At 63.4% G+C, this 14302-nt stretch carries 11 protein-coding genes and 1 riboswitch; all 11 genes read left to right on the top strand.

The genetic code is table 11. The features are described from left to right. The first annotated feature begins 61 nt into the window (after window positions 1–61). Window positions 62–1759: a DNA-processing protein DprA gene (dprA, locus tag HMPREF2928_RS07990; protein WP_246823588.1), complete on the top strand. Its 1698-nt coding sequence runs from the start codon at window positions 62–64 to the stop codon at window positions 1757–1759. A gap of 276 nt (window positions 1760–2035) precedes the next feature. Then, window positions 2036–3136, top strand: coding sequence for a tyrosine recombinase XerC (locus HMPREF2928_RS07985; RefSeq protein WP_070688152.1), 1101 nt, complete (start codon window positions 2036–2038; stop codon window positions 3134–3136). Window positions 3137–3475: 339 nt separating this feature from the next. Continuing rightward, window positions 3476–4375: an ACP S-malonyltransferase gene (locus HMPREF2928_RS07980; protein WP_005507477.1), complete on the top strand. Its 900-nt coding sequence runs from the start codon at window positions 3476–3478 to the stop codon at window positions 4373–4375. Window positions 4376–4491: 116 nt separating this feature from the next. Next, window positions 4492–5517, top strand: a complete 1026-nt coding sequence (locus HMPREF2928_RS07975; RefSeq protein ID WP_070688151.1) for a beta-ketoacyl-ACP synthase III — start codon at window positions 4492–4494, stop codon at window positions 5515–5517. 202 nt (window positions 5518–5719) lie between these two features. Next, on the top strand, window positions 5720–5962 hold the full coding sequence (locus HMPREF2928_RS07970) for an acyl carrier protein (RefSeq protein ID WP_005507475.1): 243 nt from the start codon (window positions 5720–5722) through the stop codon (window positions 5960–5962). Between the two features lie 218 nt (window positions 5963–6180). Continuing rightward, on the top strand, window positions 6181–7452 hold the full coding sequence (fabF, locus tag HMPREF2928_RS07965; RefSeq protein ID WP_070688149.1) for a beta-ketoacyl-ACP synthase II: 1272 nt from the start codon (window positions 6181–6183) through the stop codon (window positions 7450–7452). A 1319-nt stretch (window positions 7453–8771) separates the two neighbouring features. Further along, window positions 8772–8970: riboswitch (FMN riboswitch) on the top strand. A gap of 343 nt (window positions 8971–9313) precedes the next feature. Continuing rightward, entirely contained in the window at window positions 9314–10045 is a 732-nt protein-coding gene (gene pnuC / locus HMPREF2928_RS07960; RefSeq protein ID WP_005506248.1) for a nicotinamide riboside transporter PnuC, read from the top strand. Continuing rightward, window positions 10046–11356 (top strand): bifunctional diaminohydroxyphosphoribosylaminopyrimidine deaminase/5-amino-6-(5-phosphoribosylamino)uracil reductase RibD, encoded by a 1311-nt coding sequence (gene ribD / locus HMPREF2928_RS07955; protein ID WP_070688147.1) that lies wholly within the window; start codon window positions 10046–10048, stop codon window positions 11354–11356. 234 nt (window positions 11357–11590) lie between these two features. Continuing rightward, window positions 11591–12874: a 3,4-dihydroxy-2-butanone-4-phosphate synthase gene (gene ribB, locus HMPREF2928_RS07950; protein WP_070688146.1), complete on the top strand. Its 1284-nt coding sequence runs from the start codon at window positions 11591–11593 to the stop codon at window positions 12872–12874. Between the two features lie 8 nt (window positions 12875–12882). Further along, window positions 12883–13704, top strand: coding sequence for a GTP cyclohydrolase II (locus HMPREF2928_RS07945; RefSeq protein ID WP_070688144.1), 822 nt, complete (start codon window positions 12883–12885; stop codon window positions 13702–13704). 57 nt (window positions 13705–13761) lie between these two features. After that, on the top strand, window positions 13762–14238 hold the full coding sequence (gene ribH, locus HMPREF2928_RS07940) for a 6,7-dimethyl-8-ribityllumazine synthase (RefSeq protein ID WP_005506244.1): 477 nt from the start codon (window positions 13762–13764) through the stop codon (window positions 14236–14238). The last annotated feature ends 64 nt before the right edge of the window (window positions 14239–14302 follow it).

Here is a 14302-nt window from a genome sequence, read left to right as displayed (position 1 = left end):
ACGAGCTGAAGAGGCCGAATTGAAAGACAATGGGCTGAGAGAAACAGCGCCGGACGAGCGAGTGCCTGAAGAACATGTGCCGGAAGAGCGCACACCAGAAGAGAGCGCGGCGGAGGTTTTTGTGCAGGAGGAACTGCAGATCCGCCTGCCCGGCCGCACCCTGGATGCGCACGCCCTGGTGCGTGAGAGGGTGGCGCATATTCTATCGCTGGGGCACGAACCCTCACCGAGCCCCTATAACGCGGCGCGGTTGCCGGGGTTCCTCGCCTCCTGCCTGAACCCGGTGTACTTAGATGAGCCTGTGTACTTGGAAGAGATGCGCCTGGAAGAGATGAATCAGCAGGAGCATCAGGGTGAGCACCCCGAACCTGCGGCGGGCACAGCCTCCAGCAGTTCTGACCCCGTGCCCCTGTTCAATCCCGCCCTCAGCGCGGAGCAGGTTGAGGCGGCGTGCCGCGAGTACATCCGCTGCTGCACCGCCCAGCTGATGCGCTACGCCGAACCCGCCGATGAGCTCGTGGTCGAATCCCTCACCACCCTGGGAGCGCCGCTGACCCTGCACTACCTGCTGACCGGGCACATCCCGGATGAGCACACGTGGGAGCACGGCGAACCGGATACGCAGCTCAGCGAATTTCTGCACTCGGTGGGCGCACCCGCGGAAGGGGAGTCCGCCCTGTTCTGTAGCGCGAATGGCTACTACACGCCGGGTGAGCATCAGATGAGCCGCGATAAGTTCGGCAAGGCGCTCGCGACCCGCCGCCTGCGCTGGAACCGCCGCATGGAACGCACCCTGAACGCGGAGGCGCACATGGCGGCAACCTGCGGGGCGTGGCTGGTCACTCCCGCCGATCCGCTGTGGCCGCCGCAGCTGAACGATTTGGGGCCCGACCGACCGTACGGGCTGTGGTGCCGAGGCGATTCGCGGCACCTGCTGGATTTGGCGTCTGCCCCGAGCGTTGCGTTGGTCGGTTCGCGCGACCCGAGCATCTACGGTACGGAGGCGACGACCCACCTCGCCGCCGAGCTGGCGCGCCGCGGGTACACGGTGATTTCTGGCGGTGCGATGGGCATCGATATTGCGGCGCATCGGGCGGCGCTGACCCAGCAGGGTAGCGACCTGCCGACCATCGCCTTCATGGCGGGTGGGCTGGACCGGCTCTACCCGGCGCAGAACTCGGACGCGTTGAACATGATTGTTGACCGCGGGCTCATCATGAGCGAGGTGAGTGTGGGCAACACCCCCACGCGTTGGCGTTTTCTGGAGCGTAACCGCCTGATTGCGGCGTTGGCGCGGCACACCATTGTGGTGGAGGCGCGCTGGCGTTCCGGTGCCCTGAACACGGCTCGTCACGCGATGGAGATTGGGCGTACCCTCTGGGCGGTTCCGGGGCAGATTAATTCGCCGAACTCGGTGGGTACGAACCGCCTGTTGCGCGATGGACTAGCGCAAACACTCACCGAGGCCGCGGATATTCTCGAATACGATGCCGTCGCGGGTTTCGAGCTGGGCACCGAGCACGAGAGCGAGTGGGATCGGGCTGTATCCTCCAGCGCACTGGATGAGCTGACGGAGCGGCAGGGTAGGGTCTGGGATGATTTGAGCCCGCGCTCCTACCGCGGCGTGGACGAGATTGCCGCAGCTCTCGGGTTGAGCGCTCGCGACGTGATGGCTGACCTGTTCCACCTGGGTCGTTGTGGTCTGGCGGAGAGTAGCGGAACAAGCTGGAGAAAGGTCCGCCCGGCTGTCGCTGCGTAGAAGAGCCCCCGCTGAACGCCCGTGCTGACCCCCGCTGAGCACCCCGGCTGAACGCCCGTAGTGAACATCCCGGCAGTAGCGGGTTACTGCGGTCGGTCATGACGGGCGGCACGTGGAGAGCGTGGAACCTCTCTACAATTGGGGTAGGCTTGCGCGTACTGGCGTGGAGCCTACCCCTGCCGCTGCGCTATCAGCAGATACGCCGGGGGCAGAAATACAACGTCGAGAAGCATCAACGCCGCCAGAGCAGAGCCAGGAACCAGAAAGGAGGGACGCATGACTCCCACCCGCCAGCCCGAAAACCGGGCTGAAAACCAGGCAGAAAACCGGAGTGAGAACCGGGAAGAGTACCGGGACGAGGCTCCCTCCACGACCCTGCCGGTGACCTACACCCGCACGCTTGCGCCGGAGCAAGTAGAGAGCTCTGCTCTGCCCGAATCGGCACTGGGCGTTTCCGGCGAGGTGTTCCGCCCCGTCCTGGACCGTTTTGAGCGTTTTCTGCGCTACGAGAAGCACCGTTCCGAAGAGACGATCCGCTCGTATATCTCCGATTTGGAGGGCTTCTTCGCCTACATGGCGCGCCGCGGCGTGCGCCATCTGGACAGCATTGATGCGTCCCTGATTCGTGAGTGGTTGGGTTCGTTGCATCTGCGGCAGGCGGCTCGTTCTACGGTGGCGCGCCGCGGTTCGACCCTGCGCACGTTCTTCACCTGGGCTCAGGAGGAGGAGCTGGTGCACGCCAACCCGACCCGCGGTATGCGCACCCCCAAGCGGGAGAATCACCTGCCGCCGGTGCTGAGCCGTGAGCAGATGAACCAGCTGCTGACTACTCTGCAGGAGCGTCGGGCGCAGGATCCTCGTGATGCGCGCCTGCTACGTCTGGAAGCTGTGGTTGAGGTTCTGTACGCCTCGGGCATGCGTATTTCTGAGCTGACCGGCCTGGATTTGCAGAGTGTGGACCGGGCGAATAAGACGGTACGCGTGCTGGGTAAGGGCAATAAGGAGCGCGTGGTGCCGCTGGGCACCCCGGCGCTTAAGGCGTTGAATCGTTGGGTGTCCTATGGTCGTCCGCAGTGGATTCCGGAGGGCGCGCAGGGTGTGACGGCGCTGTTTATTGGCCCTCGGGGTGGGCGTGCGAATGCCCGTCAGATTCGTGAGGACCTGACCCGCCTGTTGCGCACGGTGGAGAATACTCAGGCGTCGGGTGCGCACGTTTTGCGTCATTCGGCGGCGACTCACCTGGTGGATGGTGGCGCCGATATTCGTTCGGTGCAGGAGCTGTTGGGACATTCGTCGTTGGCGACCACGCAGATTTACACGCACGTGTCGATGAAGCGTCTGGCGGAGACGTACGCGCGGGCGCATCCGCGGGCATAGGGCGTTCGCGCCTCTAAAGGGGAGCGCACCGATATGGGGGAGTGTGCTGGGCTGTGTTGGACTGTGCTTTGAATAGTGCTCTAAATAGTGCGCTGAGCGCCGCCGTTTAATGTCTCTCTATTTGAACCTTGTGCGGCTGAACTGTACGAATGGGGGAAATCGTTCTAAGCTATACACTGTTCAACCTCTGTCTAAGCTCCCAGCGCAGCCCAAAGTTTCTGCACAGTGATGTTTATACAAAGCGGCTGAACAAGGTAGCATAGGTAACAGACTAACCGTGGTCTCCGTCTCTATAATGGCACCGCGTACGAGTACTAAAAACCAGAAAGGTCGCACCGCATGCGCGCACTCGTTTGCCCCGGACAGGGCTCCCAGAAGAAGGGCTTCCTGAGCCCCTGGCTCGAGATTGAAGGTGTGCGTGAGCACCTGGAACGACTCTCCGAAGCGGCAGGCATCGACCTGATTCACTACGGCACCGAAGCCGAAGAAGAAACCATCAAAGACACCGCAATCGCCCAGCCCCTCATCGTGGCTGCAGGCATCGTCACCGGTCGCCTCGCACTGCGCGAACTCGACGGTGAAGAGCTCATCTTCGCGGGTCACTCCGTCGGTGAAATCACCGCAGCAGCCCTCGCGGGCGTACTCAGTGACGAAGACGCAATGCGTTTCGTGCGCGTGCGCGCCAACGGCATGGCGGAGGCGGCAGCCGCCTCCCCGACCGGCATGGCTGCAGTACTCGGCGGCGTTGAAGAAAACGTCCGCGAAGCCATCGACGCAGCAGGCCTCGTCGCAGCAAACTCCAATGGCGGCGGCCAGATTGTAGCCGCAGGCCCCATCCCCGCCATCGAAGCATTCGCCGCGAACCCGCCCGCACGCGCTCGCGTCATCCCCTTGAAGGTTGCTGGCGCATTCCACACCGAGGCAATGGCACCCGCCGTGCCCGCCCTGGAAGAGTTCGCCGCATCCCTGCAGGTCTCCGACCCGACCTCCGCACTGCTGACCAACCGCGACGGTTCCGCCGTGGCATCCGGTGAAGAGTTCGTCAAGACCCTCGTCTCCCAGGTCACCAGCCCCGTCCGCTGGGACCTGTGCATGGCAACCCTGCTCGAGCGTGAGGTCGCCGGCATTATCGAGGTCGCCCCCGCAGGCACCCTGGTCGGCCTGGCAAAGCGCGCGATGCGCGGCGTGCCCGGCACCTCCATCAACACCCCCGAGGACCTCGCCTCGCTGAAGGGTTAAACGCCGGGGGAGAGCACCCCGCCCTCCCCGCACTGGGAACCCTTCACACTAGACATGCACTTTAGACCTGCAAGGCACACAGTGTCTTGCGAGCATCAGCACTAAGGATTGAATACGTGACTACCCTCAAGCAGTACGAAATCAACCGCTACTCCCGCATCCTCGGTTACGGCGCAGCCCGCGGCGAGGTCATCGTCCCCAACGACGACATCGTTGAGGCAATCGACTCCTCCGACGAGTGGATCAAGCAGCGCACCGGCATCGCAACCCGCCACCGCGCCAGCGAAAACCAGTCGGTAACCGACCTTGCCATCGGCGCCGCCAAGGACGCCCTCGAAGCGTCCGGTGTAACCGGTGAGGACATTGAGGCGGTCATCATCTCGACCATCTCGCACCCCTACGCAACCCCCTCCCTGGCAACCCTGGTCGCCGACGCAATCGGCTCCAAGTGCCCCGCATACGACATCTCCGCAGCGTGTGCAGGTTTCTGCTACGGCATCGCCCAGGCAGACGCCCTCGTCCGCGCGGGTACCGCAAAGCACGTGCTGGTCATCGGCGTTGAGAAGCTCTCCGACTTCATCGACAACACCGAACGCACCATCTCCTTCCTGCTCGGCGACGGCGCAGGCGCAGCAGTCGTAGGCGTCTCCGACGAACCCGGCATCGCCCCGACCGTATGGGGTTCGGACGGCTCCCGATGGGGCACCGTCGGCATGACCCACTCCCTGCTGGACATCCGCAACCGCGACTTCGCCGCAAACCCCGTCGAAGAAGGCGAAAAGATTTGGCCCACCCTGCGTCAGGACGGCCCCTCCGTCTTCCGCTGGGCAGTATGGGAAATGGCGAAGGTCGCCAAGCAGGCACTCGAAACCGCCGGCATCACCCCCGACGAGCTCGGCGCGCTCATCCCGCACCAGGCAAACGCCCGCATCATTGACCAGATGGTCAAGACCCTCAAGCTTCCCGACACGGTGGCAGTGGCACGCGACATCGTCGATGCCGGTAACACCTCCGCCGCATCGGTCCCGCTGGCCGCACACCGCCTGCTCAAGGAGAACCCGGAACTCTCCGGCAAGTTCGCCCTGCAGATCGGTTTCGGTGCCGGCCTGGCATTCGCAGCTCAGGTAGTCGTCCTTCCCTAAGGAAACCCCGGAGCCCGATGCTCCCCGCTCCTCACGACCGGTACAGCGCCGGTGTGCGAGAAAGAAAATAAAGCGGGAAAGCATCCCCACAAACTCCGAGTTGACGCATGCGTACACCACGCAGACACGATAAACTCGGTAATGCACGCGTACCCCCACCCGGCGGGTGCGATGACCATCGAAAAAACAAAGGAGCCCCTGAATGGCTAACAAGGAAGAGATCCTCGCAGGTCTGGCAGAAATCGTTAACGAAGAGACCGGCGTTGAGGTTGAGGACGTTCAGCTGGACAAGTCCTTCACCGAGGACCTGGACATCGACTCCATCTCGATGATGACCATCGTCGTGAACGCTGAGGAGAAGTTCGAGGTGACCATCCCGGACGAAGAGGTCAAGAACCTCAAGACCGTTGGCGACGCAGTCGAGTTCATCGCGAACGCTGCCTAAGCTATAACCAATAACGAGGCGGCGCGGGCTCTCACCGGCCCGCGCCGCATCGCTATTCACTCAGCTTTCAATCCAACACACCCCGGGCACACGCAGGGTGCGATGACTGCACTCTCCACGGCGTGAAAACGCCCACTGTAACCCCCGGGCCCTACAGGTTTTTATCCACACACCACCGGATAAACCACCAAATCGACCACCGAAGAGAAAGTGCCACAATGTCTCGAAAAGTGCTGGTGACCGGCCTCGGCGCGACCACCCCCATTGGCGGCGACGTCCCCACCACCTGGGAAAACGCAACCAAGGGCGTATCTGGTGTATCCACCCTCGACCACCCCTGGGTCAAGGAATACGACCTGCCCGTATACATTGCAGGCCAGCTCGCAGTGCCCGCCCTCGAATCCGGCCGCCTCACCAAGGTAGAAGCAAAGCGCCTGGATCCCTCGGGCCAGCTCGCCCTCATCGCCGCACGCGAAGCATGGGAAGACGCAGGATTCTCCGGCCCCGACGCCGAATCCGCAGAAGAAGTCGACCCCGAACGCACCGGCGTAGCCTTCGGCACCGGTATCGGCGGCGTGTGGACCCTCCTCGACGCATGGGACACCCTCCGTGAAAAGGGCCCCCGCCGCGTCCTCCCCATGACCGTTCCCATGCTCATGCCCAACGGCAACGCAGCAGCCGTCTCCATGAACCTCAAGGCACGCGCCGCAGCACAGACCGTCGTCTCCGCATGCGCATCCTCCACCGAAGCCATGCAGCTCGGTGCTGAAATGATCCGCAGTGGCAAGGCGGACGTCGTCATCGTCGGCGGTGCCGAAGCGGCAATCCACCCGCTTCCCATGGCAGCATTCGCCAAGATGCAGGCACTCTCCTCCCGCAACGACGAACCCGAAAAGGCATCCCGCCCCTACGACGTCGACCGCGACGGCTTCGTCATGGGTGAAGGCGCAGCAGCGCTCATCCTCGAATCCGAAGAGCACGCCAAGGCACGCGGCGCACGCGTCTACGCGGAACTGGCAGGCACCGGCGTATCCGCCGACTCCTACCACATCACCGCACCGGACCCTGCAGCACTCGGCGCAACCCGCGCACTGCGCGAAGCCCTCGAAGACGGCAACATCGACCCGAAGACCGTCGTGCACATCAACGCGCACGCCCCCAGCACCCCCGCCGGTGACCTGCCCGAAGCAACCGCAATGCACGAAACCTTCGGCGAGCACACCAAGAACATTGCCGTCTCCGCAACCAAGTCCATGACCGGCCACCTGCTCGGCGGCGCGGGCGCACTCGAAGCCGTACTCACCGTACTGGCACTGCACCACCGCACCGCACCCTGCACCATCAACCTGGACAACAAGGACCCCCAGATTGACCTGGACGTGGTGACCGAGGCACGCGAGCTGCCCGCCGGTGAGATTGTGGCACTGTCGAACTCCTTCGGTTTCGGCGGCCACAACGCGGTTGTAGCATTCCGCTCAGTAGAGGACTAAAACTCTTCGACAGCCTCATAGGAAGGGCACGTCGGACAATGCTAGCGGGGGAGTGCCCCCTCTTCAGCGCCTGGGGGCGCTTCGAGGACGGAGCCCCCGCTATGCATTCCCGACTGCGCCCCTATAGGCTTGGTAACAAATAGGGTCGCCCGTGATAGGTAACTATCGCGGGCGACCTTTGCGTTTGAGAGAGCGGCATACCGGTTCACGCTCGCGGGGGAGTGCCCCCTCTGCGGCGCTGGGGCGCCTTGAGGACGGAGCCCCCGCTTTGCGTGTCCGGTACACGCCCTCTAGGTCGCCTATCCCCTTGAGGTAGGGAAATATAGGTGGCTTGGTACGGGGTTTCCTTCTCAGGCTAGCTTGCCTCAGTCTGGGGTATATGAGGCTGGTCTGGGGCTGAGTTTCGTGTGCAGCTCGCCTGAGTTTGGGGTGGGCAGGGTTTTACACGTTAAAAACGGGTGGCGTATTCGCTCCGGCACTGCGAATACGCCACCCAAACACACCACACTCCACAAGACAATGCAGAGCGCGCGGGATCAACCATCCCGCAAGGTTCCCGTAACCTCCATCGCGCACCACGGTAGGCGACGACAGAAGAACGGGAGCTTATGACCGTTTGACACGCACAACGCCCCCTCGTACAGGTATACAAAGGCGCACGCCATGCGATCTTCCGGAAGTTTATTCGGAAGAGCTCCCACGCCGGTTCCGTTGAGAAAACAATTCGGTGTGGTTGCCTCCCGATGGTGAAGCACATCAACATCGTGTGCCGCAATACTGCGCAATCCAGTATGCGCAGATGTTGCGTGAAAACCATCCTCAGGAATGCAGTCCGCGGGCCAGTTTTCCAGCTTCAAATGGCAGAAGCTTAAGGGTTTGATGTGAGTGCTCGGATGGTCCGAATCATGTCGCTCTCAACGGAACCGGTTTATCGGTGATGGGAGCTCCTGTAGATAAGAATAACCTTAAATCACCCCTGGAGTAAACCTTAAACCAATAATTTAACCTTATTGTTATAATTCCTTGTCATAAAGGTATTGATGGGTGTTCAATGTGTTCTAGGTAACCCCTCAGAAGGTCCTCATAACTCTTTGGTCTGTTTGGTGCTCTCCACCGTTATGAAACCGTGATAAATCATCCCCGAAAAATTGAAGAATCAGGTTCCAAAACGGTCCCGCAAGTGGCTGCCGCGAGGGCTTGTTGAGAGGGTCTTGAAGATGCGCCGAGAGTACAGTCATAAAACGTCATCTTGTCATGGAAGTTATCCCAGAGAAAACAAATTAAACCCCCGGCGTGCGCTGTGGCATAATCAGTATCGACATCGTGCTCCGGGGTCGGTGAAATTCCGAACCGGCGGTCACAGCCCGCGAACCGCTCTCGCAGGCAGGCAAAAATCGTACGAATCTTCGCATCCGCGCAGGATGCCAAGACTCCGCTAGAGAAGCCCGCCCGCAAGAGAGGCCGAACCGGTGAAAATCCGGTGCCGACAGTACAGTCTGGATGGAAGGTAGCACGAGCAGAAAAAGGCAGGAGCGCACTCCGCCGAGCCTCCCGAGAAACCTTGGGACAGCTTGCACCGCGCACCCAATGCAGTTGTTTAAGAGAGCAGTAGCTTTCTGTGTAGCAGGGGAAAGGCACCTTTCGTAGGTGCCGGTACGTTATTCCCCTCGACCGCAGCCGCTGATTTCAGCCACGGTCTTCATCCACGGTTGGCTGATTCGCCGCTCCCGCCTCACCACGGATACCGGGCGCCCCATAAGATGCCCGCGGTAGCCGCCCTTTTCTGTTCCTCTCCCCGGAGCCGCCGCAGATGCGCACACAGCGCATCCGACACACGGTCCAACTCAGAGAGGAAAGAAACATGGACATTTTGCGGTGGCTCTTCGACGCACAAATTCACGTGGGGGACCAGTCCCTCCTCGTGCGCGAAGTTCTCGGAAACGCATTCGGCCTGGCATCGGCGCTCGGCGGCATGCGACGCAAAGTATGGGCGTGGCCCGTCGGCATTCTCGGCAATCTACTGCTCCTCACCGTCTTCCTGGGCGCCCTCGTCGGCAGCCCGCACCCCGTGACCATGCTCGGCCAGGCAGGCCGCCAGATCATGTTCATTGCCGTGTCCATCTGGGGCTGGCATCGTTGGCGTGCAACCCGCGCCGCCGGTGGTGACGCCTCCGAAGGTGCCGCAGTGATTCCCAAGTGGGCTACCAACACCGAACGCGCAGGCCTGGTTGTCGCCATGGTTGCGGGCACCCTGCTGCTCACCCCCATCTTCCGTGCCCTCGGCTCCTATGAACCGGTCTGGTCCGACGCCTGGATCTTCACCGGCTCGCTACTCGCCACCTACGGCATGGCGCGCGGCTGGGTTGAATTCTGGCTCATCTGGGTTGCCGTCGACCTGGTCGGCGTGCCGCTGCTGTGGAGCGCAGGCTACTACGCGACCTCCCTCATGTACGTGTTCTACGGATGCTTCACCCTGGTCGGCTTCTTCGTCTGGTGGCGCACCCGCAACCTGGAGGCGCAGAAGACCCAGGTACAGACCCAGTTCCCCGACGTGACCGTTGAGGTAACCGACGTGCAGAAGGGCCGTGCATAAATGCCGCAGAACCCCTCGCTGCAGGTGCTGGCGAGCGCGCACCTGCCCCTAACCGTCGCCCCGAGCGTATCTTCGCCGCGCAACGATGTAGACTACTCCGCCGCGGAGTACGGTCACCTCGCCGGGTTGCCCGCCGCACGCACCCTCCAGCTGCCCGGCCCCGAGCAGGAGCTCAGCCACGCAGAGGCCATGACCCTGGCACTGCAGGCGGCACGCCAGGGTATCCGCGGCGCGAACCCCCTCGTCGGCGCCGTCATCACTGACGCGCACGGGCACCTGCTGCACGTGGGTTACCACCGAGGCGCAGGCACCCCGCACGCCGAAGCCGACGCCCTCGCCGCCGCCCGAGCCGCGGGAACCGACCTCACCGGCGCCCGCATGTACGTGAGCCTCGAGCCCTGCAACCACACCGGACGCACCGGCCCCTGCTCACACGCCGTCGCCGAGGCGGGCATCAGCGAACTCTACTACGCCTACAGCGACGACACCGAAAACGCAGCTGGAGGCGCCGCCTACCTGCGCTCGCAGGGCGTCACCGTGCACGCCATGGAGGAGTTCGCGGACGCATCCTACCTGCTGAACGAGCGCTGGTTCATTGCCGCCGCCGAACGCCGCCCCTTCATTACCGCAAAGAGCGCGTCCACCCTGGACGGGTTCATCGCGGCTGCTGACGGCACGAGCAAGTGGATTACCGGCCCCGCCGCACGCATTGACGGGCACCTGATTCGTCACCGCGCCGACGCCGTCATGATCGGCACCCGAACCACCCTCATGGACGACCCGACCCTGGATGCGCGCGACGCCAACGGGGAACGCTTCGAGAAGCAGCCGTTGCGCGTGGTCATGGGTAAAACCGAGATTACCGAGAACTACCGCGTGCGCGGCCTCAACCCGCCCGAAGGTGTGGAGGCGGACCCGCAGAACTTCCTGCAGGTCTTCACCCACGACCCGCGTGAACTGCTCGACGAACTGTACGCCCGCGGGGTGCGGCACCTCATGATTGAGGGCGGACCCGGCATGGTCGGCCTCTTCGCCGGTGAAGACCTCATCGACGAGATGGTCTGGTACCGCGCCCCCATGATCATGGGGCAGGGCAAGAGCGCCGTGTACCGTCTGCTCGTGGACACCCTCGCGCAGGCGCCGCGCCTGCAACTGGACGATCTGGGCATGTTCCCGGCGGTGCGCGTGCTTGGCAATGACACCGCAACGCATCTGGTGCCGGCACCTCGCGGAACGGCGCAGGAACCGGGTGAGCGGCGTACCCTGCCGAAGCTGGACGCCTGCCACGCGCCCGAACCGAGGCTGGACTAGCTTCCGCTTGGGCTAGTCTCCCTTGGGCTGAGCACGGGCGGGGGAGTAGTACCTCAAGGACCCCCGCCTGTGCCCGACTAATTCATGCCGGCTGGTTCGCATGCTGGCACAAAAGCTCCCCGTCACGGGGAATATTCGAAAAATACGTATAGTTATACCGACGAACAAACCATCGCCGCCCGTCGCCCTCAACGACGACGCCCCGGCGGACACGGCGAGAAAAGGAAAGCACACATGTTTACCGGAATCATTGGCGCCCTCGGCACCGTAGAATCCATCACCCCCATCGAAGGTAGCGACGCAGCCTACCTGACCCTCAACGCCGGAGACATCGTCGCCGACCTCGAACACGGCGGATCCCTCGCCGTCAACGGTGTATGCCTCACCGCTATCGACCTCGACCAGCTGCAGCCCGGCCAGTTCCGCGCCTACGCTATGGGTGAGACTCTGCGCCGCACCAACCTCGGCAACCTGAACCCCGGCGACACCGTCAACCTGGAGCGCTGCCTGCCCGCCGGTGGCCGCCTCGACGGTCACGTCGTGCAGGGCCACGTGGATGCGGTCGGTACCCTCGCATCCGTCACCGCGCACGAGGCGTGGAGCACCCTGCGTTTCAACCTGCCCACCGAACTGGCACCCCTGCTCGCTGAGAAGGGCTCCATCGCTGTTTCTGGCGTGTCCCTGACCGTCACCGCGGTATCTGCACCCGGCGAAACCCCCGCATGGTTCGAGGTCGGCCTGATCCCCGAAACCCTGAAGGCAACCAACCTCGGCGCCCTCAAGGTTGGCGACAGCGTGAACCTTGAGACCGATGCGCTCGCTAAGTACGTGCAGCGTCTGACCGCGTTCGCAGGCGTGCCCCAGGCTTCTTCCTCTGAGCAGGTTGCGCCGCGTCGCGCCGACGCCGCAAGCGTCCTCGACAGCGTGCAGACCGCAGTGGACGCTATCGCCGCAGGTCGCGCCGTAGTCGTCGTTGACGATGAAGACCGCGAAAACGAAGGCGACATCATCTTCGCCGCCGAGCACGCAACCCCCGAGCTGATGGGCTTCATGATCCGCTACACCTCCGGCGTGGTCTGCGCACCCCTGAGCAACAAGCGTGCCGACGAGATGAACCTGCCGCCCATGGTCACCAACAACGAAGACCCCAAGGGCACCGCATACACCGTCTCCTGCGATGCGGCATCCGGCGTGAGCACCGGTATCTCCGCGGCGGACCGCGCCCGCACCGTGCAGATCCTCGCGGATGCAGCCTCGACCCCGGCGGACATTACCCGCCCCGGCCACATCTTCCCGCTGCGCGCCGTTGACGGCGGCGTGGCGGAACGCCCCGGCCACACCGAAGCCGCAGTGGAACTCTCCCTCGCGGCGGGCCTGTCCGGCGTGGGCGTTATCGCCGAGGTCGTGCACGACGACGGCTCCATGATGCGTTTCGACGCACTGCGCGCCTTCGCCACCGAGCACAACCTGCCCATGATCTCTATCGAAGACCTCATCAAGTACGTAGCTAAGGCGTAGGAGAACGCATGAGCGAAACCCCTAACACCCAGGCAACGCCGGGCACTCCCGCAGAGCTGAGCACCCCCGCGGCTGTCACCTTGGCAGAGCCGGGCACCCCGGTCGAGCCGGTTGAGGCGCAGGCTGAAGAGCTCAGTGCCGAATCCCTGCGCATCGCCTCCCAGCTCGCTGAAGGCTACCGAGTCAGCCCCCTCGACATGGTGCCCAACCCCAGCCCGCTGCTGGTTGAAAGCACCGAAGAGGTCGCCGTACCCACCCCGCAGGGTGTGTTCGGCCTGCGCGCCTGGCGATTCGCAGACGGCGCCGAGCACATCAGCGCCCGCGCCCTCGACCGTGACGGCACCCCCGTCCCCGCCGAGGACGGGGGAGTGCCCGCGGTACGCATCCACTCCGAATGCGCCACCGGCGATATTTTCGGTTCCTTCCGATGCGATTGCGGCCCCCAGCTGGAGAACGGCCTGCGCATCATTGGCCACACCGGCGGGTACCTCATCTACGTGCGCAACCACGAAGGACGCGGCATCGGCCTGGTCAACAAGCTCCGCGCCTACGCGCTGCAGGATGCCGGACTCGACACGCTCGACGCGAACCTGGCGCTCGGCCTGGACGGCGACATGCGCGACTACTCGCAGGCGGCACTGATCCTGCAGGAACTGAGCGTGAACGAGCTGAGGCTCGTGACCAACAACCCCGCCAAGCAGGAGGCGCTCGAAAGCCTCGGCCTGCAGGTCACCGAACTCATCCCGGACGAAATTCCCGCCCGAGTCGAGAACGCACACTACCTGCAGACCAAGCGTGAGCGCATGCGCCACGTGCTCAAAAGCGCGTAGCGGCACCCCTGCAAACCCCTAATTTTTCAAAAACCAAAAACCCACAAGGAGAACACAATGAGCGGCGTAGGCGCAGCAGACACCACCCTCAACCCCGAAGACTACAAGGGCTTCAAGCTCGCAATCGTAGCGGCAAGCTGGCACACCCAGGTCATGGATGGCCTCATCGACGGCGCGCAGCGTGCAGCACGCGACGCAGGCATCGAGCCGACCCTCGTGCGCGTTCCCGGCACCTTCGAGCTGCCCGTCGCTGCAACCCGCCTCGCTGAGAAGTTCGACGCAATCGTCGCGCTCGGCGTGGTCATCCGCGGCGGCACCCCCCACTTCGACTACGTCTGCCAGGGCGCAACCAACGGCCTGACCGACGTGTCCGTGCTGACCGGCCGCCCCATCGGCTTCGGCGTGCTCACCTGCGACAACGAGCAGCAGGCACTCGACCGTGCAGGCCTGGAAGGCTCCAACGAAGACAAGGGCTACGAGGCGACCGCAGCGGCACTGCAGACCGCGGCAACCCTCAAGCAGTTCAGCAACTAACACGGCTGAACGGTACGCGGCTCAGTTTCACGAAGAGAACTATTGAATCTTCACCGTGGAACTG

This window comes from Rothia sp. HMSC072B04 (genome assembly GCF_001813725.1).
In the GTDB taxonomy this organism is placed as follows: Bacteria; Actinomycetota; Actinomycetes; order Actinomycetales; family Micrococcaceae; genus Rothia; species Rothia mucilaginosa.
The sequence above is the reverse complement of the archived record's forward strand: the minus strand, read 5'-3'. Positions and strand labels throughout refer to the sequence as shown.